At 49.5% G+C, this 25,413-nt stretch carries 21 protein-coding genes; 4 read left to right on the top strand and 17 right to left on the bottom strand.

Features of this window, described 5'->3' with window-relative positions; translation table 11 throughout:
* The first annotated feature begins 42 nt into the window (after window positions 1–42).
* Entirely contained in the window at window positions 43–2,745 is a 2,703-nt protein-coding gene (locus ACXAD6_RS14545; RefSeq protein ID WP_474969473.1) for an alpha-amylase family glycosyl hydrolase, read from the top strand.
* A gap of 35 nt (window positions 2,746–2,780) precedes the next feature.
* Here ACXAD6_RS14545 and ACXAD6_RS14550 read toward each other — a convergent pair whose 3' ends face one another.
* From ACXAD6_RS14550 to ACXAD6_RS14605, 12 genes are all read right to left on the bottom strand, one after another.
* Window positions 2,781–3,248, bottom strand: a complete 468-nt coding sequence (locus ACXAD6_RS14550; protein WP_474969474.1) for a hypothetical protein — start codon at window positions 3,246–3,248, stop codon at window positions 2,781–2,783.
* 84 nt (window positions 3,249–3,332) lie between these two features.
* Window positions 3,333–5,012: a catalase gene (locus ACXAD6_RS14555; protein ID WP_474969475.1), complete on the bottom strand. Its 1,680-nt coding sequence runs from the start codon at window positions 5,010–5,012 to the stop codon at window positions 3,333–3,335.
* Between the two features lie 129 nt (window positions 5,013–5,141).
* Window positions 5,142–6,164: an SEC-C domain-containing protein gene (locus tag ACXAD6_RS14560; RefSeq protein WP_474969476.1), complete on the bottom strand. Its 1,023-nt coding sequence runs from the start codon at window positions 6,162–6,164 to the stop codon at window positions 5,142–5,144.
* 162 nt (window positions 6,165–6,326) lie between these two features.
* Window positions 6,327–7,364 (bottom strand): LacI family DNA-binding transcriptional regulator, encoded by a 1,038-nt coding sequence (locus ACXAD6_RS14565; RefSeq protein WP_474969477.1) that lies wholly within the window; start codon window positions 7,362–7,364, stop codon window positions 6,327–6,329.
* A gap of 331 nt (window positions 7,365–7,695) precedes the next feature.
* Entirely contained in the window at window positions 7,696–9,396 is a 1,701-nt protein-coding gene (locus ACXAD6_RS14570; protein ID WP_474969478.1) for a methyl-accepting chemotaxis protein, read from the bottom strand.
* On the bottom strand, window positions 9,393–10,520 hold the full coding sequence (locus ACXAD6_RS14575) for an ATP-grasp domain-containing protein (RefSeq protein WP_474969479.1): 1,128 nt from the start codon (window positions 10,518–10,520) through the stop codon (window positions 9,393–9,395). Before ACXAD6_RS14575 ends, ACXAD6_RS14570 begins: the two co-directional genes overlap by 4 nt.
* A gap of 207 nt (window positions 10,521–10,727) precedes the next feature.
* Window positions 10,728–11,678 (bottom strand): ArsA family ATPase, encoded by a 951-nt coding sequence (locus ACXAD6_RS14580; RefSeq protein ID WP_474969480.1) that lies wholly within the window; start codon window positions 11,676–11,678, stop codon window positions 10,728–10,730.
* A 12-nt stretch (window positions 11,679–11,690) separates the two neighbouring features.
* Window positions 11,691–11,954 (bottom strand): cory-CC-star protein, encoded by a 264-nt coding sequence (locus ACXAD6_RS14585; RefSeq protein ID WP_474969481.1) that lies wholly within the window; start codon window positions 11,952–11,954, stop codon window positions 11,691–11,693.
* Between the two features lie 12 nt (window positions 11,955–11,966).
* Window positions 11,967–12,347: a hypothetical protein gene (locus tag ACXAD6_RS14590; protein WP_474969482.1), complete on the bottom strand. Its 381-nt coding sequence runs from the start codon at window positions 12,345–12,347 to the stop codon at window positions 11,967–11,969.
* A 56-nt stretch (window positions 12,348–12,403) separates the two neighbouring features.
* Window positions 12,404–14,140 carry a carbon starvation CstA family protein gene (locus ACXAD6_RS14595; RefSeq protein WP_474969483.1) on the bottom strand — a complete coding sequence of 579 codons (1,737 nt, stop codon included), beginning with the start codon at window positions 14,138–14,140 and terminating at the stop codon, window positions 12,404–12,406.
* 156 nt (window positions 14,141–14,296) lie between these two features.
* Entirely contained in the window at window positions 14,297–15,436 is a 1,140-nt protein-coding gene (locus tag ACXAD6_RS14600) for an acyltransferase (protein WP_474969484.1), read from the bottom strand.
* 315 nt (window positions 15,437–15,751) lie between these two features.
* On the bottom strand, window positions 15,752–15,910 hold the full coding sequence (locus ACXAD6_RS14605; RefSeq protein WP_474969485.1) for a hypothetical protein: 159 nt from the start codon (window positions 15,908–15,910) through the stop codon (window positions 15,752–15,754).
* A gap of 314 nt (window positions 15,911–16,224) precedes the next feature.
* Between ACXAD6_RS14605 and ACXAD6_RS14610 the strand changes: the two genes are divergently transcribed.
* From ACXAD6_RS14610 to ACXAD6_RS14620, 3 genes are all read left to right on the top strand, one after another.
* Window positions 16,225–17,433, top strand: coding sequence for a S8 family peptidase (locus tag ACXAD6_RS14610; RefSeq protein ID WP_474969486.1), 1,209 nt, complete (start codon window positions 16,225–16,227; stop codon window positions 17,431–17,433).
* A 253-nt stretch (window positions 17,434–17,686) separates the two neighbouring features.
* Entirely contained in the window at window positions 17,687–18,652 is a 966-nt protein-coding gene (locus ACXAD6_RS14615; protein ID WP_474969487.1) for a sodium:calcium antiporter, read from the top strand.
* 196 nt (window positions 18,653–18,848) lie between these two features.
* On the top strand, window positions 18,849–19,802 hold the full coding sequence (locus ACXAD6_RS14620) for a nuclease-related domain-containing protein (protein WP_474969488.1): 954 nt from the start codon (window positions 18,849–18,851) through the stop codon (window positions 19,800–19,802).
* 170 nt (window positions 19,803–19,972) lie between these two features.
* Here the strand turns inward: ACXAD6_RS14620 and ACXAD6_RS14625 are convergent, their stop codons facing one another.
* Genes ACXAD6_RS14625 through ACXAD6_RS14645 form a run of 5 tightly spaced genes read right to left on the bottom strand, consistent with a single transcriptional unit; the run spans window position 19,973 to window position 25,337 of the window.
* A complete protein-coding gene (locus ACXAD6_RS14625; protein ID WP_474969489.1) occupies window positions 19,973–21,268 on the bottom strand; it encodes a (Fe-S)-binding protein in 1,296 nt (431 codons plus the stop codon).
* Window positions 21,261–22,664 (bottom strand): FAD-binding oxidoreductase, encoded by a 1,404-nt coding sequence (locus ACXAD6_RS14630; RefSeq protein ID WP_474969490.1) that lies wholly within the window; start codon window positions 22,662–22,664, stop codon window positions 21,261–21,263. The genes ACXAD6_RS14625 and ACXAD6_RS14630 overlap by 8 nt, the downstream gene beginning before the upstream one ends.
* Before the next feature lie 15 nt (window positions 22,665–22,679).
* Window positions 22,680–23,573 (bottom strand): MurR/RpiR family transcriptional regulator, encoded by an 894-nt coding sequence (locus tag ACXAD6_RS14635; protein WP_474969491.1) that lies wholly within the window; start codon window positions 23,571–23,573, stop codon window positions 22,680–22,682.
* A 14-nt stretch (window positions 23,574–23,587) separates the two neighbouring features.
* On the bottom strand, window positions 23,588–24,424 hold the full coding sequence (locus tag ACXAD6_RS14640) for a carbohydrate ABC transporter permease (RefSeq protein ID WP_474969492.1): 837 nt from the start codon (window positions 24,422–24,424) through the stop codon (window positions 23,588–23,590).
* A gap of 19 nt (window positions 24,425–24,443) precedes the next feature.
* The gene (locus ACXAD6_RS14645) at window positions 24,444–25,337 is read right to left on the bottom strand and encodes a carbohydrate ABC transporter permease (RefSeq protein WP_474970434.1); all 894 of its coding nucleotides are present in this window, start codon (window positions 25,335–25,337) and stop codon (window positions 24,444–24,446) included.
* Between the last annotated feature and the right edge of the window lie 76 nt (window positions 25,338–25,413).

Genomic DNA, 25,413 nt, shown 5'->3' on the forward strand with positions numbered 1-25,413 from the left:
TGGATCTGGATGATTGGGCTTATCCTTTTATTTTTACCTTTTGTGCAACCGGTTGCACAAAAGGTTCAAGCCGATGCCAAAACGTACGACAGCGTCGTTCTGCGCGGCAGTGCCGAGGCGCTTGACTGGAGTTCTGATCGTCATCCACTGCAGTATGACGAAGAGGAAGGGGTATGGCTCAGTGAGCCGGTGACCCTGGAAGGCGGTGAAACAACAGAATACAAGTTTGTGTACGACGGGACATGGATGACTGGTTCCAACCTGACCGTCACTGCTCCTCAGGATGCAGCGTATATCTTCGCCTTTCACCCCGAGGAGGAGCGGACGGTGGATATCCGTCCTGCCGGAACGCATGAAGCATCCGCCACACTCGAACTGACTGTACCGGAACATACACCTGAATGGGTGAAACCGACCGTTGCCTCAAGCACGAACGATTTTCATTACACGGCTGCCCCGATGACAAAGACGGGGGAAGATACGTATACGTTCACGCTTGTAGGTAATGAAGGACAGAACGTTTCCTATACGTACAGTCTTGCGGGGAAAGCCTATGAGGAAGTCCGCAGCGAGCGGCGCACGGTCACTTTGACAAAAGATCCAAGCGTCCAGAACGATACGGTGGAGCAATGGCGGACGATTCCCGTAGCCCAGTCAGTCACCCATGATTTCAACCACGATCCTTACACCCCCACGAAAAAAGATGAGGTGGACGTAACGGTGGAGGTCGAGCACTTTGGTCCCATTGATACAGGAGCTGTTTATTATACGACGGATGGATCCTCCCCTTCCGGTAAGCGCGGAGAGGCTGAAAATGGGACGATCGCTGCTCTACGTGTCGTCGAAACGAGCGGATCAGCCGACGGCTTAAAAACTTCAACCTTAAAGGGCACGATTCCTGCTCAAAAGAATGAAACGCGTGTGAAATACAACATCGATGTTTGGAACACTGGATCGCAGGGCTCCCAGTTTGCCGACAACAACGTCCTGGACCCTGAGGAAGCCACCGAGTTTGCCTATTACGTCGAAGACTATCAATCTCCCGACTGGGCTAAAGAATCTGTGATCTATCAGATTTTCGTAGACCGTTTCCGCGATGGCAGTGAGGAGAACAACACATCCGTCGATCCGGACCTTCCGATAGATGAGCAGTTGAAAGGTTGGATGGGCGGTGACCTGCAAGGCGTGTTGGAAAAAATCGATTACCTCGACGAGCTTGGGGTGAACACACTATGGATCTCACCGATTTACGAAGGTCCGTATTCCCACGGCTATCATCCAACAGATTTCATGAACATCGACCCCCGCTTCGGCAGCAACCAGCTGATGAAGAAACTTGTCGATGAAGCTCATGACCGCGATATGAAAGTCGTCTATGATCTTGTTCCGAACCATACATCCAACCAGCATCCATTTTTTCAGGACGCCGTTGAAAAAGGAGAAGCCAGTACGTATTACGAATGGTACACCTTTTTGAAATGGCCGGATGAATATGAAACGTTTTATGATGTCCAGGAGCTTCCGGAACTGAACAACGACCATCCGGAAACGAGGGCCTATATGCTTGAGGAAGTGGTTCCATTCTGGATGGAGGACATCGGTGTTGACGGCTTCCGTCTCGATTATGCGAAAGGACCGAGTCACAGTTTCTGGGTCGATTTCCGCCACCAGGTGAAATCCATAGATTCCGACGCCTTCATTTTCGGCGAAGTATGGGACAGCCTGGAAACGATTGATTCCTATGCCGGGAAGCTGGATGGAGCGATTGATTTTGAAACCCAGTCCGCGATTTTCAATACGTACATTAACGATGGATCGATGAACAGCTTAGCTGATTCCTTGATGACGATTCATGAAACCTATGATGACGAATTCGTACCTGCCACATTCCTGGACAGCCATGATATGCCGCGTTTCATCTATGAAGCAGATGAAAATGAAACCACGATGAAAAACGCAGCAACCCTCCAGTTCGCTCTGCCGGGGGCTCCGATCATCTATTACGGAGATGAAGTCGGTTTGTCCCAGAGCGGTGATCATACGAAAGTGGAAGAATGGAAAGACCGCTACTACCGGGAAATGATGCCGTGGGATGAAAGTAAACAGAACCTTGATATAAAAGCCCACTATGAAGAATTGATTCAGGCGAGAAAAGATCAACCGGCTCTTGCCTACGGAGATATGAAGGTGATTTATTCGGATGATGACGTCCTCGTATTTGAACGGAGAATGCCTCAGGATCATGTGCTTACCGTCATCAATAAAGGGGAAAACAGCCGCACATTGAACATCAAAGAGCTGTACAACCAAAAGACGCGGAATAAAGTTATGCTGCAGTCTGTGCTTGATGACAGCCGCACGCTGAGCCGCCGGGATGACTTGTACGTCAAAGCAGACGCCCATTCCGCCCAGGTGTACGATGTCAAAGGCACATTGACATACGAAGAGCCTTCCGAAGAGAAAAAGTACAACAAAGTGGTCCTCCGCGGTTCTGCTCCTCTGGACTGGGAAACGGATAAGCACGCCCTGACGTACAATGAACAAGCAGGCGTCTGGAGCAGTGCCCCTGTCGCTTTGAAAGCAGGTGAAACTGTCGAGTATAAATTCATCCGTGACGGCGAATGGCTGGAAGGAGAAAATCTGACGTTTACTCCGGAATCGAGTGGAGACTATATCTTCCACTTCGATCCACAGCAGGAGCATGCCGTCAAGGTCGTTCAGGTTCCTTCTTCAAAAGCATCTTAATCGAATGGCCTCCCCTATGAAGGTGGAGGCCTTTTTTATTTATTGTAATCCCAGAGTATCTTCCATCTGCCCTTTTCCTCAGCCACATATACATCCTGATGAAGGCGGAATCGACCGTATTTCCCTTTGAACGTCTGCTCAACCGACACTACGAACACGTTCTTAAACGGATCCGTCCCTTTTTCCATCGACCAGGTGTCCAGATGATTGACCTCTCCCGTTGTGAAAGTGAACGTTTCCACGCCGAAATGATTCATAAACACATGAGCCCTATCCTGTATGTAATGACCCTTTCCGAATTTATCCTTCATCCGGGAATGAAGCAGTAACCAGGAATCCGCGTACTGACCTTTCTGTTCGTAGCTGTAAAACGTCTCCACTGTCTTTTCCGCCTGATAACCCGGGCGGGATGTGATGAACAGGCCGGCAGCCGTCACAGCAGCAGCCAGAAGGATGAGGGCCGTGATGACAAGGAATTTCCCACCAGAACCTTTCTTCTTCATTCCATCGCCTCCCTTTATCACCTTATGCGGAAACAGGTGAAAAAAGAAAAGGCGGCCTTCCACCATTGGAAGACCGCCTTTCAATCAATACGGATCTGCTTCGTGTCCTTTTTCCTCGGCCTGCTCGACCGCATCCGCAGCCCCATCGCTGCCTATCGGAGAGCCACCCCGCTTTGGAAGTCTCCCTTTGGAAGGAGTGATGTCATCCGCAAATTCCTCGTTCATCTGTCCCGCTGCTGTATTCATTCCAAGTTCCTCTGCCACTCGGCTTCCATAATCCTCATCGCACTGGGTCAGCAAGGATACCATCTTCTTCTGGATATGGGTGTGGCACGGCTTGAGCGATACGACGAGGTTGTTGATTAAATCATCCCGTTCCCAGTCCTTCAGCATCCGGTACCGTTCTCCTGCCTGCTTGAAATTGTTTTCCCTGTCAATCGGCTCTTTCTTCAATTTCCCTTCCACGTACGGCTGGTGAGGTGCCTTTTTCGGAGGGGATTCCTCCAGACCATTCAAGGAGGAAGGCTCATAGTTCACGTGCGGGTTGGACCCTTCCGGCCGATCCACAAAATAAGACATGCTTCCTCCTTCATAGTTGGTGGCGGCATGTTTTTTCGGTGCGTTGGCCGGAAGCTGCTGGTAGTTTGCTCCGACCCGGTAGCGCTGCGTATCAGAATAGGAAAATGTCCGTCCCTGAAGCATCTTATCATCAGAGAAATCGAGACCGTCGACAAGCACACCTGTACCAAATGCCGCTTGCTCGATTTCATTGAAATAGTTGTCCGGATTTTTGTTCAGCACCATTTTTCCGACTTTCAAAAACGGGAACTGATCCTCCGGCCACAGCTTCGTATCATCAAGTGGATCAAAATCAAGCTCAGGATGCTCGTGGTCCTCCATAATCTGGACGCAGAGCTCCCATTCAGGATAATCGCCGCTCTCGATGGCTTCGTACAAATCCTGTGTCGCATGGTTGAAGTTTTCTGCCTGGATCTGGTTTGCTTCCTCCTGGGTCAGGTTTTTGATCCCCTGCTTGAGAGGCTCCCAGTGATACTTCACGAGGACCGCTTTTCCTTCGTCGTTGACCCACCGGTATGTATTCACACCGGATCCCTGCATCTGGCGGTAGTTGGCCGGGATGCCCCACGGGGAAAACAGGAAAGTGACCATGTGCATTGATTCGGGCGTCTGGCTGAGAAAATCAAAAATCCGCTCGCTGTCCTGGATGTTGGTCACTGGATCAGGCTTGAACGAATGGATCAAATCCGGGAATTTCATTGCGTCACGAATGAAGAATACCTTCAAATTGTTTCCGACCAGGTCCCAGTTGCCATCCTCTGTGTAAAATTTGACGGCAAATCCGCGCGGGTCCCTCAGCGTCTCCGGAGAACCAGCCGAATGGGTCACCGTCGAAAACCGGACGAGCACCGGTGTTTTCTTCCCTGCTCCAGAAAAAACTTTCGCCCGTGTATATTTCTCCACCGGTTCATCGCCGGCTTTCCCATAAGTTTCAAAGTAGCCGCGTGCCCCTGTTCCCCGGGCGTGGACCACCCGCTCAGGTACACGTTCCCGGTCGAAGTGGGAAATCTTTTCGATATAATCGTAGTTCTCCAGCGTGGCCGGTCCCCGGTTCCCGATCGTCCTTAAATTCTGGTTCGTCCGGACCGGGTGCCCCTGCCTCGTCGTCAGCGTTTTTTCGCCTTCTCCTTCGGCAAAACGATGGTCGTCCGCACCGCCGGGTCCCTGTTCTTTATAGTTGTCCATATGGTTCCCTCCTGTCATTGACTATCTACAAGGAGAGTTTCTGCAGGCATCCGGTTTTTTATTCCATCTTTTCCATCAACCTTTTGATCCTAAAAAAAACGCCCAGGAAGATCCTGGACGTTGAAGTACTTATGATGGAAGAAGATAATCCGACAGCTGAGTGATGCGTTTGCTCATGCTGCCCGGACTGACTTCATACTTTTCAGCTACCGCTTTTTTCGTTACTTTTTCCGGTTCCGTACGGAAAGCAGACGTGCTGCGGTACATATGCTCAAGGGCTGCGGTTACGACTTCCGGCTTACGGAATGTCGGGTTTTCCGCCTGCTTGTACATTTCCCAGCGCTGCTTCAACAGTTCAAATCCTTCTTCCTGCTTCAAGCTTTCGTCGAACAAGTCAAGCACGTCATCACCTTCAGCAGGGGCCTCGACGGGCTGTTCAGCTGGGGCCTCTTCCGTTTCATCTGTAGAAGTCATATACATCCAGCTGCGCAGCTGTTCTATAATCGTTGCCTGCATATAGTCATAAATCGTCGCAGCACCGCTCGCTTCAAACGCTTCTTCCAGCTGTTTGCGGAACGTCACGTAAGAAGACTCGTAGTTCGGGATCGCCAGGGGTACGAAGTTATGGACAGGTCCCCACTTCAAGAGAACGCCGATACAGTATGGCATGTGCTCATAATTCTCTTCTTTCAAAGGAATGCCGTCCTTTTTCACTTCAAACGATTCTCCGCTCCACACGTCTTCTACAGAAGCGGTGGATTCAGAGGCTGAACCGTTGATTTTGAATAAGCTCACGTGCGGAGATTTCCAGGCTTCCATCGTTGCCATCGTTGCCGGACGGATGATTTTATCCTGTTTCTTCGCAAAAAATTCCTCATACAGGGTGGAGCCATCCTCCTGTTTGTCGATCAGGACACGCTGCACCATCTGGAACGCCGCTTCTACTTCTTCTTCCTGTGTTTCTCTCGACTCAGATGGCGTAACGTTCGGATAATTACGGTTCACATAAGCCATAAAGTGGCTGTAGTTACTCTGCAGTTCCTCATGAAGGCTGCTGGATCCGACAGCCTGATCATCTTTCACCATGCAGCATTTTTTATATTTTTTCCCGCTTCCACAAAAGCAGGGATCATTCCTTTTTGTCTTACTCATATAAATCCCTCTCCTAATTGTTTAAAGGTCAACTCTACTAGGGTACCGAAAATTGCGCAAACATGCAAAAAATTTTCCACATCTATGCAGTTTTCTGTAAAAAAAGGCGGATATAGGAAGTTTATGGAACAGATGCCATCTTCATAAAAAACCGCCTGAAGGTTACCCTTCAGACGGAGCGGAGCGGGAGATCGCCGACGAACGATATTCAATTTTGTGCGGAATGATGATACGCTTCGGCGGCTGCTCCCGCCGCTGCACGTTCTCAATGAGGCAGGCGGCTGCCTCTGTCCCTAAGGCCTGGATGTGGACGTCCACCGTCGTCAGGGCCGGACGGGACACCTGAGCAAGGTAGACATTGTTGAAACTGACGATTGATAAATCCTCCGGTACGTGAATGCCTGCTTCCTCCAAAGTGGATATGACGCCAATCGTCATCAGATCATCGACGACAACAAGCCCGGTCGGCGGATGAGTGAGAGACATGAGTGCACGAACAGCTGAGCGTCCGCCCGATTTCAAGAACTCTGTATGGACTTTATAATTGTCTTCAAGGGAGATTCCGGCCTCTTTTAACGCCTCCTCATACCCTTGAAGGCGGTCGAGCGTCACCACGAGCTCAGGAGAACCCCCGATAAACGCCACCCGCTCATGACCGAGATCGATCAGATGCTTTGTCATATCCTTGGAAGCCTGAATGTTATCGTTATCAACGTGCGTCACGTAGTTTCCGTTTTCTGCCGGACGGCCGACGACGACAAAAGGAAACTTCTGCTCCAGCAGAAAGGATTGAATCGGGTCACGGACCTGCGAATAGAGGAGAAGAATCCCATCTGTCTGACTGCTGTACACCATCCGTTTCACAGCCTCCAGCATTTCCTCATCCGTTTCTCCCGTGCAGAGAACAAGGGAATACTCCATCTCATGGGCGATGGAACTGATGCCCCGCAGCACCTCCGGGAAAAATGGATTCTGCAGCGCTTTATCTGCACTGAAAGGCAGAACAACTCCGAGAGATTTCGTCGTCCGGCTTGCTAAATTACGGGCGGTCACATTCGGGTGATATCCCATCTCCTCCATCGCGTGCTTCACTTTCCTTTTCGTAGCCGGACTGATCCGCGGATTGTCTGCAATCACACGGGAAACCGTCGAGGGCGCTACACCTGCCGCTCTGGCTACATCCTTAATGGTTACGTCCAAAACAATCACCTTCTATTCATATACTGCCTCCATCATAACACTCCCCGTTCCAAGGGAGGAATGAGTATTTAGGTGGCCAGGAAGAAAAGGTGTCCTCCAGAATGAGAGACCTGCCCCACCCTTTCCTTCCGGCTAAACGTGCATCCACATGAACGTTTCAGAATTCGCTTCCCGCACCTTTTTACAGGAGACAGGGCTCTTCCCTGCCCGAACGTGAAGGATAAAAAAAGAAGACCTTCTAATAAACAGAAGATCTTCCTCTTTTCAGCTCATCAATCGTCGCAAGCGGCGCTGACGCCACCTTCACACATGACCTTCTACACGAGTGGTCCTACAGTTTAAATTGCTGGATCTCCTCGTTCAACTGTTCAGAAAGCTCAGACAGCTGACGGGCACTGTGAGAAACTTCTTCCATTGAACTTGTCGTCTGCTGCGAGGAAGCGGCCACCTGCTCCACCCCTGCCGCCGACTCCTCGGAAACAGAAGCAATCTCTTCAATCGACTGGTTCATCTGCTGGCTGTTTTCTGCAATATCCGAAAGGTGCTCGGAAATTTCCCCGATCCGTCCGGACATGTCACTGACCGATGTATGGATACGGTGGAAGGTTTCCCCGGTCACCTCTATCTGTTTCGTTCCTTTGTCCACTTCCTGATAGCCGGATTCAAGCGATTGAGCGACCCGGTTCGACTCGGATTGGATACTTTCCACAATGGATGTGATATCAATGATGGACGTTGAAACCTGCTCGGCAAGCTTGCGGACTTCATCAGCCACGACAGCAAATCCTTTGCCATGCTCCCCGGCTCTGGCCGCCTCTATAGCCGCGTTCAAGGATAACAGGTTGGTCTGTTCGGCAATATCCTGAATGACCTGGACGAGTTTATTAATTTCCTTGGACTGCTTATCCAGTCCGTGCACACGCTCTACAGACTCCTTGACGATGCCATTAATGGTGTTCATCTGTTGGACGGACGTCTCCATCAACCCCCGCCCTTCTTCGGTCATCGACAGCACTTCCTTCGATGTTCCAGCTACTGCTTTTCCACTTTTGTTGGCTTCATCCAGACGTCGGACGAAGTTGTCCATCCCTTCGGAAAGGCTGCTGGAGCTGTCTGCCTGGGACTCTGCACCAGAGGACAGTTCCTGCATCGTAGAAGCGACCTGCTCGCTTCCTTCTTTCACTTCGTTGGCCGACTGCGTGAGTTCCTCACTCTGCGCCGACACTTCACTCGACGCTGTCGTCACCCTCTGAACAAGGCTCCTCAAGCTCTCCACCATTTCATTCATCGCCACAGACAGCTGACCAATTTCATCGGCCCGCTTCGTTTCGATGTCCTCTGTCAAATCTCCATCACTAATCCGGTTCACCGACGACAGCAGGGAGCGGACAGCTTTCGTCAGACGGCTGCCGAAGATATAAGCAAACCCGGCACCAAGCAGAACAGCGACCGCTAAAAAGATAGCAAGGAAGCTATTGATTTCCTTCTGGAGGCTTCCAACAAAGGAGGTACTCATATCGACGCCGACAATCGCATCCATGTCACCAATCTGCATGAAGACCGATTTATGGACGCCCCATTCATCTTCATAAATGGAGGTCACAACGGTATCCCCTGTCTGGAACGCCTCCCTCTGCTTATCTGTAAAAGGAGACTCCACCATTACATCCTCAGAACCGTTCAAGGCGACGATGTATTCCTGCTCTCCCTGCTTTGTCAATATATAGGCATATTCCAGACGCTCCTGTCCTTCAATGAAGCTGTCCAGCGTGTTGATCAAGCTGGCATGGTTCTCTGATGGGTTTTCCATTGCTTCACGGACGGCATTCGGTTCAATCGAGCGGACAAGCTCCTGACCATTTGTCAAAAGAACCTGTTCAAACTGCGGCAGAATATGATCATCAATCATATTACCGGTTATATATTTCACGAATCCGAAGGTCAGTCCACCAAGAATAAGGATCGGAATGATGAAATTAACGAACAACTGGGTTTTTAACGACTTCTTCGGGTTCAAGGCCTGCCAATTCATCGGACAGCCTCCTTTGCTGGTTTCATTGTAAGGAAGGGCTCTAAATCAAGGGTAAGTAACCGGTCCAGTTCATTCAGCTGGTTCGTTTTGAAAAAGACGACGGCAAACGTCCGGTCACTGGCTGACTGGATGATCCGATACTCCAGGATGTGACTGAACTCTTTTTTCAGCTCCTCATGCTGAATGGATTGAATAAGATTCACGCTGATATGCCCCGGCACTTCCGCACAGAAAAATCCGTAAAAGGACTCGTCGGCCCGCTTCACAATCGTTTTCCAATCCGGCTTTACGCCCTTGAAGTAGGCTGAGGCCGAGTTGATATCATAGGCGTAATGACTCACATCTGTCGTACCTGCCCCGGCAAAGCGGAGCGGATTCATCTCAATGGGAACGATGCCGCCGTCGTTTTGTCTCATTTCTATGTGAAAAGGATAGTTTCGGAGCTGAAGGCGGTCATTTAAAAGACGCAGGTAATCCAGCGCCTGCTCACGTACTTCCTCAAGAATCCGGCTGGACGTGTAATAAATGCGGTCGGACGTATCCTGATCGTGGGCAAACCGGCGTTTCAGGATATTCAAAATCACCGGCTCACCCGCTTCGTCATAGTAGCAGTCAAGCGCATACTCCTGTCCTTCAATATATCCTTCAATAATGATCTGTTCACTGTCCAGAACGGCATCCGAATACATCGACCGGGAGAGAAGCAGGTCGGAATACAATCCTTGTACCGCCTGGTCCCACTCCGCTTTTTCCTTCACGATATAAACACCGACACTGGAATAGCCTTTGTTCGGCTTGATAACGACCGGGAATGGGAGATCTTCCTTGTTTGAACTCATCAATTCATCAAGCGTGACAAGCTTGAAATAATAGTCTTCATCCAGATCGGCAATCAGCTCCCGGAACCGGGCTTTGTTTTTGACCATCTGGGATACTTTCGTATGTATGTGCTCCGGATGGTGGTGCTGCAGCATCTGCAGACAGCTTTCCGAATTGGTTAGTAGTTTAGAATGTTCCTTCATATCCAGGGCTCTCTCATCGTCCTTATAATAGATAGGCAAATGATGAGTCAGGGCCGTTTGTACTAGGATAGGAGACACCGTTTGTTCATCAATAATCAGCATAAATTCCCTCCTGAGCGTGCAATTTCAACTTATTTGTGCTCGACTCCTTATATATCGGCCGCCCTCGGAGTTCATACAGGTCCCTACGCCCGATTTAGTTATAAAGTCCTATTTAATCAGAAAATTAAGCACAAAAAAATCCGTGTACGGCTACACGGATTCCGGTGAATGATGAGTCGGACTTTTTCATCGATTGAAGGTAATCTTCTAGTCAGAAACAGGGATCGATGATTGAAAAGAGCCCGCAAACGTATGCAGCTTTTCCATATCGGAGACATCTTCTTCAAAAAGAGGCACATATACCAGCTCTTTGTCTCTAAACGTCCGCTTGATCTTATCAAGGTAAACACGCTCCTGTTTTCTCCTTTTAGCGAGAAAAGCACCATCAGCGTAGTCAGGCAGAACTTTATTCACAATCAGTGTCTGCACATCAAGTCCATGTTTCCCCAGCTGCTCCACGGCTTTCTTCGTTTCAAGAATCGGGAGGCGCTCAGGAATGAGAACAAACACAAAGGCGGTCTTCTTTTCGTCTAATATGATTTTCCGTACGGCGTCGAATTTTTCGCGGCGCCTCTGCAGCACGTTGAAAATCGGGTCATCTACAGGCTCTCCATCATGAAGCAGCTGTGTGTACGTCTCATTCATCCGCCCCCGGCGCTCCAGCATGCCATCAATCCATACGTTCATGATCTCAGGGAGTGTAAGCAGGCGGATCGTATGTCCGGTCGGAGCGGTGTCAAACACGATTTTATCGAACCGGCCGGACTCTTCCAGGATAATGGACACGAGGCGGTCAAATAAGGCGGCCTCATCTGCCCCGGGCGAGGCGGATGCCATATCGATCTGCCGGTGCACCTCCTCGACCATTTTAGACTTCACAAGCCCTTGCAGGTTTTCCTTCACCCCTTCAATATACCGCTTCGATTCATAACCGGGATCAATTTCCATCCCGTATAAACGCTTGGCGAGCTTCGTTTTCGTATGGGATAAAGACGTAAGAAAAACATCGCCGAGATTATGAGCAGGATCTGTCGATACGACAAGCGTTTCATATCCCTGTTCAGCAAAGGAGAGCGCAAGGGCCGCTGATGAGGTCGATTTTCCGACACCGCCTTTTCCTCCCGCAAAAATGATAGAGTGATGCTGGATATGTTTCATAGATAACCCTCCTTAACAGCAGCGGATGCCATCGAGCGGGGATTTCTCCATGCCCATCCGCAAATGCCAGTCATGAAATTTTTCAACAATATGTGGGTACAATTCAAGCGTGTAATAAAACGCGGGGTTGGGGATGCCGAGCAGATCGGAATAAAGCAGCAGAAGAAAAAGATCTTCTTCATCCCTCAACTCCCGGGCCACCTCCTGCTTATGTGGCAGACTCAATACTTCATCATACAGTTCCACCATCCGTTTCAGGGAAAGCTTCTTTTCCATCCGTCTCCCTCCTCAGGATTTTGTCCATTCCAACAGCCGCTCTTCATAGCGTCCGGCTGAAGCTGTATATTCTCCATTTACAAACACCGCCCCGTACGTGCTGTGCAGCAGAAAGGAAGCCAGTGCCCGACGGCGTGTAATACGTCCCCGGCGCTGCTGCTGACAGAAATAAGCGGCTGCAGCCAGCAGGTTCCTTGGGTCGATGAATTGCATGTTGATATCAGGATCGATCTCCAGTGTCATAAGATAAAGCTGCTGCAGATTTTTTCGTTCTTCGTCATGGTGCGAAAATTCGTCCTCCATGTTAATCAAACCATCCGGATCGGAGCAGATGCCGCCACAGCACCCCATCCCGATTTCCTTCTCCGCTCGCATCATCATGACATCGATCATGCCTTTTTCCTCCTTACTGAATGGAAAAAGCCGTACATCGGCACGGCTTCTTCTTTTTAAGCACTTCGTTCGATGGAATTTTTATGGTCCTTCGTAATCGCTGAAAAGGCCGTCAGTAAAATCCAGAAGGTGAAAACGAGGATGACTGCACCAAAAGCAAACAGCATCCAGTCACTATTCTCATTCCAAGGCGCCCATTCTGTCAGCACCTGTGAAATCATCGCCCACAGCGTCATGAACATGAGAAAGACCATTGGAATAATTGTCGGAAGGTAATTTCTCCCCTGACGCTTCAGCCAGATCGATACGAGCAGGAGACTAATGCCGGCCAGGAGCTGATTGGATGTTCCAAATAACGGCCAAAGCAGATAACCTCCGGATCCGAATCCCTTCGGCCCCTGCGGAATCAGGGTCAGTGCAGCGCTTGAAACAACCGCCAGCGTAGTTGCGACATGCATTTTCGTCAGTGGTGTGATCTTATATTCAGTACCGAGCTCTGCGATAATATACCGCATCAAACGAACCGAAGAATCCAGTGTTGTCGCAGCGAAACTGACGACAATCACACTCACAATCGTAGCCGCGACAGAGGCGGGAATCCCGAGTCCCGCCGCCAGCTGGCCGGCCCCTTGGATGAAGACACCAAGTCCGGCATTACTGGCCGCCGCAAAACCGCTGTAGGTTGCAGTGAATTCCGCCGCTGTTGGGAAGAAGGTGACAACAGCGATGATCGCGACTAAGGCGAGAGCTCCTTCTCCGACGGAACCAAGATAGCCGACAAACCGCGCTTCTGTTTCATTGTTCAACTGTTTCGAAGAAGTCCCTGAAGATACGAGACCGTGGAATCCGGAAATCGCTCCACAGGCGATGGTAATGAACAAAAGCGGGAACCAGGATGTATCCGCCGACGCATTGGTCACCGGTGCTGTAATTTCAGGGTTGGAAAACAGCAGCCCGAGATAGAGAAGGCCCAGTCCGACAATCAGCTGATGGGAGTTGATATAATCCCTTGGCTGAAGCAGTTTCCACACAGGAAGCGTCGATGCAATATACACATAGATCATGAGTACGATGATCCAGACGAAAAACGCCATGGATGTCGCACTCAATCCAAAGGCTGCTTCCGCTCCTTCGCCTCCGAAATAGCGGACAAGGTCAATCTGCAGGGCAGGGACATAACTTGCAATGACAGCAGAGAGATACATGACAGCAAGAGCTACTAGCGATGGCAGAAGCATACTGCCCTGTCTCTTGTAGACACTGTAACCAATCCAGACAGCGAGTGGAATTTGAATAAAGACCGATAATACACTCGCAGGAAACGAGATGAACAAGTTGGCAATGACCCAGGCGAACACTGCATTGACCATAAGAACAAGCAGAAGGATAATGAACAAAAACAACACCTTCGCTTTCTCGCCGATCAACTTACTCGCCAGCGTCCCGATCGACTGTCCTTTGTTTCGCACGGATAAAACGAGTGTACCGAAATCATGGACCCCTGCAGCGAACACCGTGCCAAGCAGCACCCAGAGCACAGCCGGAAGCCATCCCCAGTACACCGCGATGGCCGGCCCTACAATGGGAGCTGCTCCAGCCACCGACGTAAAGTGGTGCCCCCAGAGGACGAACTTGTTCGTAGGTACGAAATCGACACCATCCTTAAATTGATGGGCGGGCGTTACGTAATTCGGATCAAGCTTATAAATCTTTTCGGCAATAAACTTAGAATAATACCGATACCCTAGAAAAAAGACAAGCATACCAACAACGGCCAGCCAAATCCCACTCACAAAAACCCTCCTTTTATGTATGCGCTTACACATTATGGTTATTATATCTCACCATTCGCCATCGTTTCAATGAAATTTACAGATTTATCAGAAAATAGAAGCCATAAAAAAACCGCTCCTTTCGGCAGTCCGGTTGGAGCGGTTTTCTCATGACGATTATAAGATGGCTTTTCCTGTTTCCTGCTGCGACTTGTTCCCCTTCGATCGGTTTCCCTCGAAAAAGCCCGGTTTTTTATTCGGCAGTTTTCCGAAGAACAAACCAGCAAAAGGAAGGTACCTGTGGGACAGCCAGATGATCACATAACATGACAGCAGGGTGGCAGCAAGCCGGACAATGATAGCTGCGTGGAACATGTTTCCGGCCGGAATGGGAATGGTAAATTCATAGATCTTCAATACGAATGGGTGAAGAAGATAAAAGCCAAACGAATAGACCGCAATATTCTTCACGTAGGACAGCGCCACCGGCCACTTGACGACCAACCGTTCCGCAATACGGAACATGGCATAGCTTCCGACAACGAGAAAGAGCATATTAATAATCAAATAGCCCCATGTCGGCAGCTGTGCGCCAAAGATCTGATACCCGCTACCATGCAGGTAAACAGTCGTCAGACCTGCAAACAGGCCTCCGACTGCCCATATAGGTGTTGTTCTTGAAAAAGCTGCCGTCTTCTGCTGTTTATAATAGGCGCCGATCCACGCACCGAGCAGGTAAGGTCCCATACTCGTCATAAACAGGTTGAATGAAAACACTTGAAATTCCCGGTTGAAGAAGTAGTACCCGACCTGCAGGATCATTCCGAACAGCCACATGTACTTTCTGAAGAAAGCCCATTTCTGTGCGGCATAGAGGACGACAGGGAAAAACAAATAAAACTGGACGATTAAGAAAATAAAGTGCAGATGATAAAACGAATCCCCTGTAAACACCCGGGTCAGAATGTTTTCCGGCGTCGTCGACACCACTCCGAGATAAATAGAGAAAGCTTCATAGAAAAGCGCCCACAGGAAATAGGGAACGACAATATAGAGAGCTCTCTTCCTGAAATAAGAGAAGAGTTCCTGTTTATCCATTTTCTGATCGATATACTTATAGAAAAAGACCATCGCCGTAAGCATAATGAAGATGCCGGCTTCAATCCGGATGATCCGGTTGATAAAATGATAGGCCTCATACATGCCCGTGCCTTCCGTAAGAACCTTCACATAGGCCGCGCTGACGTGTACGAGGACGACCATGACCATGGCAAAGATGCGTAGAAAGTAGATGGACTCAATTCTTTCTTTTTTCATGGAATCATTCCTTTAATGGTTCGACTTAATGGTGCGTGAGCCATTTTACCATGAAATCATGGTCTGCTTTCGCATTGTAGCCGATTATTCATGAAATTATTGAACTGTCGTAATATAAATTACATTTTATTCCTATTCGTATCAATACGACCGAGGAAAAAGCCATCGATTCTGTCGAGACGTCCCTTTCACCGGAGTGGCCGGGGCATCGCCATTGTAGACCTGGGCATTTTCGAGATGAATGTATTGAATTTCCTCCTGCGAATCATTCATCTGACTGGCTTTTTCAAGCTTTTCACTTAGGGACTGAGCCGTTTATCTGCCTTCAGCAGGGGTACCGCTTAAAGAGTGGAAGTATTTTTCAGCCGAAACCGTTGTCCCTGTCACCAAAGCTCCGTTAACGTTTAACGTCATGTCCAGGGAAAAATCTTCCCTATCAGCTGCTTTCACAAATTTTCTCAGCCCATGACCCATCAAGGATCTTCCTTCCTGACTGGATATTGAACGGGATCGGCATCAATCTATTTTACGGGATCAATACACCTCTCATCGAGCCATCGTTTATCTTTTTACTTCCCAATTGGACGTTTCTGAAACCCCGGGAAACTCCCATTCTATGAGAAGGATCATCATGATGGATTTGGTTACAACATAAAGTTGCCCAACCCCTATGTCGAAACCACGCTTAAGGGGGCTTTTTTCCACACCTCTATCCCAACCCCGATATCGCAGGAATCCTTACGATTTCTCCGAATTACTAGAGTATATCTTTTAAAGGAGGAAATCGTTTGAAGTTTAAAAAGCTTGCTTCCCTGTCCCTTGCCGCCGCCCTTGTCCTTATGCCGTCCACTGGAGGTGTCCTGGCCGATTCCCTTTCCGACAAAACATCATCAGAACGGACAAACAAAATTGATACTTATCTCGAAAAAGGAAAGTACGTGCCGGGTGAAGTCGTCGTGAAATATAAAGAAGGCTTCTCTCCAAACAAAAAAGAGATGAACCAGATGGACGCTGTTGTCCTGGAGGAACAACAGGAAGTCGTCGAAGCTGAGGAGAAAGTGTTGAAGGTAAAAAACGTTGAAAAAGTCGTCGAAGCCTTAAACAAAAATCCGAATGTGGAATACGCAGAGCCGAACTATCTATTCCAAGCCACCTGGACACCAAATGATACGTACTACAGCGGCTATCAATATGGACCGCAGAACACAGATACCCCAAGGGCATGGGACGTAACACGCGGAAGCAGCAGCCAGGAAATCGCCATCATCGACTCCGGTGTCGACTACAACCACCCGGATCTTGATGGAAAAACGATCAAAGGCTATGACTTCGTCGATAACGATAACAATCCAATGGATCTCAATGATCACGGCACGCACGTAGCCGGAACCGCCGCCGCTGAAACCAACAACGCCAGAGGTGTCGCCGGAATGGCTCCGAATACAAAAATCCTTGCCGTCCGCGCCCTCGACGCGAATGGCAGCGGCTCCCTGAACGACATAGCAGATGCCATCCGCTACTCCGCTGATCAAGGCGCAGAGGTCATTAACCTTTCCCTTGGCTGCAACTGTGATACACAGACATTGGAAAATGCGGTCAATTACGCTTGGAACAAAGGATCCGTCGTCATTGCAGCGGCAGGAAATGACGGAGTTTCCACAACTTTCGAGCCTGCTTCCTATGACAACGTCATCGCCGTAGGAGCCGTCGACCGCTATGATAGAAAAGCCTCCTTCTCCAACTACGGCACGTGGGTGGATGTAACAGCGCCAGGCGTGAGTATTGCGTCTACGATGCCGAACGGAGGGTATGCCTACATGTCCGGAACATCCATGGCAGCCCCTCACGTAGCCGGTCTTGCCGGACTGCTCGCCTCCCAGGGCCGTTCCAACAGCAATATCCGTGCAGCCATTGAACAGACAGCTGATCCAATCAGCGGAACAGGTTCCTACTTTGAGCACGGATTGATCAATTCCTACGACGCGGTGAACTATTAAGTAGAAAAAGAGGAAGGCGCCTGCATGCGCCTTCCTCTTTTCTTATCGGTTGACTCCCGGACGAATCTTTCGCTATAGTAAAACTACCAAAGGGAGTAGCGACCGCATATCCGCGGCTGATGAATCGTCATTTCGGTGATCCACTCACCTGGTTCATCAAACTATATAGATAGGACGCGAGACTTTGGCCCTCCACAGGGCCGGAGTCTCTTTTTTTGAGCAGAGCCCTGTGTATAGAAAGGAGATTGGAATGATGGTTTACTTTATTTTTCTATTATCCGCCGTCATCGTTGTATTTGCGGCTGTCCAGCTGAACCGGTTCGGCGATGTGATCAGCCGGAAATCCACGCTGAGCGGTGCTGTCGTCGGCACCTTTCTCATCGCCGGGGCGACCTCTCTGCCGGAGTTGACGACCAGTTTAACAGCCGTCTATATCGACAACCCTGACATCGCTGTCGGGAACATGCTCGGCAGTAATGTGTTCAACCTGCTCATCATTGCTGTTGTGGACATGATTTACCGAAAACGGAAAATGTTTAACGCCATCGATGAGAAGCAGCACATGCCAACAGCAGTGGCCGGTATCGTATTCACCCTGATTGTAGTCGCCGCCCTCATCCTGCCGTTCGATTTTTCCTTGTTTAACATTGGGGTAGAGATGTTCATCCTCGTCGGGTTGTATATATTGGCCACCCGATTTATGAATCAAGGGGAAGAAGAGGAGATGGATGAAGCAGCCGCCGCTGGAAAAGATTATACTTTAAAAGCAGCGGTCATCGGTTTCATTGTTGCAGCACTCATCGTGTTCGCCTCAGGGAGCGCCTTATCGATTTCCGGTGATCAGCTCGCCCAGCAGACAGGGATGAGTTCAAGCTTTGTCGGAAGCTTCCTCATTGCCGCTTCCACCTCGCTTCCGGAACTCGTAACCGTCCTTGTGGCCATGAAGATGTCCAACTACGGCATGGCGCTCGGTTCTATCCTCGGAAGTAACCTGTTCAACCTGCAGCTGCTTGCTGTGACGGATGTGTTTTACCAGAAAGGCGCGATTCTGCAGTCGCTCAGCTCCACCCATCTGCCTGTGGCGCTTTTAAGTACAGCGATGCTTTTCCTGACCGTATTCATGGTGAATCGCAAGCCGAAGGAAAACAGCTTCCGTTATGCGGTACCGTCGCTGCTTATGATCGTCATTTATTTTGCAGCATCGTATCAGTTGTTTTAAAAAAAGCAGGAGAGCGCCGGCTCTCCTGCTTTCATTTATTTATGTCCCGTCTCAATTTAGTTGATATACCTGAGGTTTAGTTGATATATCTCGAATTTAATTGATATATCGCAGAAAAAATTGATATATCGAAAATAAAATCGATATCCGCCATAGGAATACCGATCTCCGTGTCGAATAAGGAAAGAGCGAAAGGATGGATGCCATGATTATGAAAGAACGCACTTTCCCCAGCGATATCAAAGTTCTGCAGGCTTTGAAGCGGAGACTGATGGACCATCACCCTCAATCCGCAGCTGTAAACGAACAGTTGAAGCTCCGATTAACCGGCTACAAAGGCGAACTCTCCTTGAATTATCCTCTTACTTTTCTCCCCTCGGACCATGATATTTTCCATGACCTGCGTCTGTATGACGGCACCCACCATTTTCAAATCGACTGCCTTGTCGTAACCGCTGCTCTCCTAATCATTCTTGAAGTGAAAAATATTGGAGGGGAGCTGTTTTTCAACCAGCGTTTCCACTACCTTGAACGAAAATGGGAGGAAAATCATTCGACGTTTGCCGATCCTGTCATTCAGGTAGGCCGTCATACCCGCCAGCTTCAGAAGCTGCTGAAGCTCTGGCAGATTCCTAATGTTCCGATTTACGGTCTGGTCGTCAACAGCCACCCTGCGGCAAGGATTGATACAGACGATGCTGACCTTGAGAACGTCATCCGGATCGAAACACTTTCCGAAAAGGTGGCGGATCTGACGGAAGATCGAACCTCCATTTTGAATGCCTCCCAGATGAACCGCTTATCCACCCAACTGCTCACCAATCACGAAAGCTACTTTTATGACTATGTGAAATTTTTCAAACTGGAAAAAGAAGATTTCAAGAAGGGAGTATTCTGTCCGGAATGTTCCTCACTTCCAATGAAACGTATGCACGGCAGATGGAAGTGCTTGAACTGCGCTCATATCAGTAAATCCGCTCATGTGGCTGCCTTGGAAGACTATTCGCTCTTAATTGGAAAAACCATCTCAAACAAACAGGCCAGAGATTTTTTGCATGTTCCCTCTCCCTCAGCTGCTAATATCCTGCTAAAAGCGATGAAGATTAAAACAGTAGGCAGGAATAAAGGAAGAATATATGTATTGGAATGAGTGTTTAAATTGATATATTGGATAATTCGTTGATAAGTTGCTGAATTAATTGATATCTGCGGAAAATAATTGATATATCGCCATTTTAATTGATATACACAAGAAATAATCGATATCCGCGCACACGCACCCCGCTTAAAGAAAAAAAGCGCCCCACAAAAGGGGACGCCTTACATTTTCGGCTGAGGATCCGCTTCCATCAACACATCCACCAAATGCACGGCTTCCATCCGGTCGCCGGCACCTTCGCGGACGACGCCGAGCTTCATCTGCAGCAGGCAGCCCGGGTTGGAAGTGACGATGCCATCGGGATCAACGCCGCAGACGTCCTGCATTTTAACATCGAGGATGTCCATCGCCTCTTCGTAGTTCACGATGTTGTAAATCCCTGCAGAGCCGCAGCAGAATTCTGGACGGTCCATCTGTTTCAGCGTCAGGCCGGGCACTTTTTCCAACAGCGCGACAGGCGCTTCGGTGACCTTCTGGACGTTTCGCAGGTGGCAGGAAGGCTGATAGGTGACGGTTCGCGGAACGGACTGCTCAAACTGGAGGCCGTCCAGATCGATCAGCACTTCTGAGATGTCCTTCACGTTTGCCGCAAAGGCAGAAGCACGGCTGTGCCATTCTGTCCCCTCTTCAAACAGGTGCGGATATTCAATCAGACGAGCGCCGCATCCGCCTGCGTTATTGACAATGTAATCAAAACTTTCCTCTTCAAAGGCTTCAATGTTCCGTTTGGCCAGCTCAACAGATGCATCGACTTTGCCGGAGTGCGCGTGAAGAGCCCCACAGCACGTCTGCTGGTCTGGAAAAACAACTTCCGCGCCGCTTCGCAAAAGCAGTTCCATCGTGTTTTGATTCGTTTCATAAAACACACTATCCATGATGCAGCCCTTGAAAAAAGCAACTTTGGCTGTGGCCGGACGTTTACGGACGTATCGGCCCGCCCTGGATTTCCGCCGCTTCGGGGAAGGCATCTCGGGAAGTACGGCCTCAAATTCATGGATGTGCAGCGGCGCCCGCTTCGTCAGACCGAACCGCTGGGACACTTTTTTCAGACCACTGGATTGATAGAGCCAAGTCGCATGTCCAAGCGAATCCATCCACGCCGTGGAAGGAAAGAAGCGTTGGAACATGAAGTTTTCGACCAGTTTCCGTGGTCTGCTTTTTTCCTCGTGTTCATCAATGACGTGCTTGGCACTCTCAAGGATTTCTCCATACTGGACGTTGGTCGGGCATACAGTTGTACACGCCATGCAGCCGAGACATTTTTCGATCGGCTCCTTCAAATCCTCGACGGATGCTTTGCCTTCAGCGACCATTTTCACGAGGTTGATCCGGCCGCGCGGCGAGTGGGTTTCTCTTTCCATCGTCTCATACGTCGGACAGGCAGGAAGACAGTAGCCGCACTGCACACAGTCAAACGTCTTATCATAGCTGAGCTTTTCCTGCAGCAGACTATTCATGATGCAACACCAGCTTCTGCCCTTTTTCCGGGAAGACCTTGCCAGGGTTCAGGATGCCGTTGGGGTCCCAGCTTTCCTTGATCCGCTTCATCATATCCAGCCCGACTTCACCGAGCTCCATCTCCATGAACGGAGCTTTCATCGTTCCGATTCCATGTTCGCCGGATAAAGTGCCGCCGAGTTCCAGAGCTGCTTCAAACATTTCTTCCACAGCTTTTTCCACCCGCTTCATTTCTTCGACATCACGTTTATCACAAAGAACATTCGGATGGAGGTTTCCATCCCCGGCATGACCGAAGGCGACCACTTCCACGTCATACTTCTCTTTAATGACCTGAAGCCGGTCCATAAAATCGGGAATTTTACTGCGGGGCACCGTCGCATCTTCGGAAACCTTTGTCGGCTTGATTTTCGCAATCGCAGGTGATACTTGTTTCCTTGCATGCCAAAGCTTAGCCGCTTCTTCGTCTGACTTAGGGATGATCACATCCAGCGCACCCATATCCTCCATAATTTCTTCAATGAGCCGGCGCTCGACCTTCAACGTCTCCGGATGACCGTCCAGTTCAATAATAATGACGGCAGCAGCATCGACAGGCAGACCGGCCGGTTGAAATTTTTCTACAGCCACAACACAAGCCTGATCCATAAATTCCATTTTGGACGGAAGGATCCCGGAGGTAAGGGTCTGGGAAATCGCCTCTCCCGCTTTTCGCACTTCATCGAACGTGACCATCAGCGTCTGAACAGCCGGCGGCTTCGGCATCAGTTTCAGCGTCGCCCCGACGATGACACCCAAAATACCCTCTGATCCTACAATCAGCTTCGTTAAGTCAATGCCGGTGACATTTTTGATCGTCCGTCCGCCGGTGCGGATGATTTCCCCTTGCGGAGTAACGACCTCAAGACCAAGCACATGATCTTTTGTTACCCCGTACTTCAAGCCGCGCGGGCCTCCGGAATTCTCTGCAAGATTGCCGCCGATCGTAGCAACATGGGCACTGCTTGGATCCGGCGCGTACATGAGGCCGTGCTCCTCAGCGGCCTTATTGATATTAGCCGTAAGTACACTCGGAGTGACGTCCACGGTGAGATCCCGGGGGCTCAGATGGATTTCAGCGGGATATTGAGACATGTCCAGCACAATTCCTCCGTGTACGGGAAGCGGGCCCCCACTCAGACAGGTGCCCGATCCTCTCGGGTGGACGGGGATGTTATGCCGGTTGGCCAGTTTCAAAACATCAGCGGTTTCCTCCTTGGTTTTCGGCTGGACCACAACATCGGGCAGATGCTCGCCGAACGAGGCATCAAAGCTGTAGCTGTGCCGGTCGGCGAGATCGGTCAGCACCCTTTTTTCAGGGATAATGCGGCGGAGTTCCTCGATCCATTCGTCCATATACTCAGCTCCTTATTAAGATTGGGCTTTTTTCTGACGAAGCGGTTTTCCTTTCAACACATCCATGACGTCGGTAATTTCATTAAAGTAATCGGACGCTTCATTCCACTGGTCTGTGACAAGATTAACGAACAGAATGTCGATCATATGCAATTGTGCCAGCCTTGAAGAGGTCGCCCCGCTCCGGAATGGGGCGGGAATTTCCCTGGAGGCTGAAATATACAGCGACACATCTGCATGGGCCGTCACAGGGGAATGCCCGTAGCGGGTGAGACTGATCGTTTTGGCCCCTTTGTATTTGGCAATCTCCATGATTTTCGCCGTTTCATACGTCTCACCGGAAAAAGAAATGCCGAAGACGACATCATTTTCCTTTACGTTCGCAATGTTCATCGCCGCATTGTGCATATCCGTAAATGCGGACGTCGCCTTGTTCATCCGAAGGAACTTCTGCTGGGCATCCTGGGCGATGATCCCGGAGGCCCCGACACCGAAGAAGTGGATGGTATCCGCTTTTTTCAAGACGTCCACCGCTTTTTCCAGGGTCCGGTAATCGACCATTTCCGTCGTTTCCTTGATCGCCTGCAGGCTGTTGTTGGTCACTTTTTCAACAATCGAATCGGAGGGTTCCCCTGGCTGGATATCCCGGAAGCGGGCCTCCGGCTTTTTCTGCAGGTCTCCGGAAATGCGCAGCTTCAGCTCCTGCAGACCCTTCAACCCGAGGGACTTACACAAACGGATGACAGCCGCACTGCTGGTGGAACTCAGTTCACCGAGCTGTGTAGCCGTACAATGGATCGCTTCATGAGGCTGATCCAGTATAAATTCGGCAATCTTTCTTTCTGACGGGGGCAGCTTGTCCTTCATTTCATTCAGAATGACAAGCCCGCCTTTCAATGAATTTTTCATATCTTCCACCACTCTTATCCTTTAATAGCTCCTTCTGTCATTCCTTTGACGATGCGCCGCTGGAAAATCGCATACAGGATGATGACAGGAACGATGGCAATCACTAAGCTTGCAAATAAGGTTCCCCACGCATTGGTGTACTGGGTCTCATTGCTTATGTAATCGATCGCCAGGGCCAGCGTATAGTTTTCTTCCGTCTGAAGGAAGATCAAAGCCATAAAATACTCATTCCAGAACTGGATCATGTTCATGATCGTTACGGTAATGATACCCGTTGTCGAGAGCGGAGTAATCACCTTCCATAGAATCCCATACGGGGACATTCCATCAATGGCTGCGGCTTCTTCCAGGGACTTCGGTATCGTAGCCATAAAGCTCGTCAGTACGAAAATGCTGAAAGGCAGCTGGCTTACCGCATAGACGATGCTCAATCCGAAAATGTTATCCAGTAGGTTCAGCTGCATCAATAAAAAGAAGAGCGGGATCCAGCCGAGAACCATTGGAATCATCATCGCAGAAATGTACAGCGTAAACAACAGACGGTTGCCGCGGAAACGCATACGCTCCAGGGCGTAGGATGTAGGAATCGCCATCATCAGCGTTAACGTGGCACCGAGACCTGTCACAATGAAGCTGTTGAAAACACTCGTGTCGATATTGTAGTTGCTCCAGGCATCCACAAAATTAGCAAAGCTGAACGATTCCGGCAGCCCCCACGGGTTGGCGTAAATTTCCGCGTTCGATTTAAACGCGCCCAGAACCATCCAGACGATCGGATACAGGACAGCGAGTGTCCAGATGATCAAAGGAATTCGAACGATGGTACGTGAAAAGAATTTTCCTGTCTGCACTCCATTCCCCTCCTGTCTGTTAATATTCCACTTTTTCCCTTCTCATGAAAAACTGCATAATAAGAACCGTGACCAACGATAGAATTAAAATCATCACACCAATCGTTGCGCCATAGCCGAAATTGTACTTCACAAACGCCTGTTCATATAAATACGATCCCATCACATGGGTCGAATTGTTCGGCCCACCCTTTGTCATAACCTGGACAATGATGAAGGAACCATTCAATGTCGTAATGATGATGTACAGAATGCTGATCTTAATCTGCGGCCAGATGAGCGGCAGGGTCACTTTCCAAAACTGCTGCCACTCTGTCGCACCGTCGATCTCAGCGGCTTCATAATAGCTTTTCGAAATGTTGGAAATCCCGCCCATCAGCATGAGCATGAACAAACCGATCCCTGCCCAGACAGAAGGAAGTACAAGGCTTGGAAGCGCCCAGTCCTCACTGCCGAGCCACGGCTTCGTCCAGCTTTCCAAGCCGATCAGCTCAAGACCGGAGTTGACAAGACCAAGACTCGGATTATAGATGAACATCCATAAGATACCGATGACCACCACCGACATAATGTTGGGAAAGAAGAAGACGATGCGGTAGAAAGGGGCTTCTTTAATTTTCAGCTGTGTCAAAGCGACGGCAAAAAATGTCGACAAAATCATGATCCCGACCACTTTGGTCACAACAAGGAAATAATCGTGAAGGATGGTTCTGGGGATGATCTCGTCACTGAACAGCCGGCGGTAGTTATCAAACCCGACAAATTTCGCCAGCGACGACGCACCGGACCACTCAAAGAATGAATAATAAAGGCCGTTGAACAACGGATAAAGGGTGAAAACAGAAAACAGGATAAACGTAGGAACAAGACAAAATGCGAGAAATAGATTCCTCTGCCTGCGCGATTGGACCATCATACTTCCCTCTCTTTCTGTATGGTTATGAAAAAAGGAATGTGAAGACAAGAGCCTTCCCATTCCTCCTTCCATG

The sequence above is a fragment of the Halobacillus sp. ABH2_015 genome (assembly GCF_056158945.1).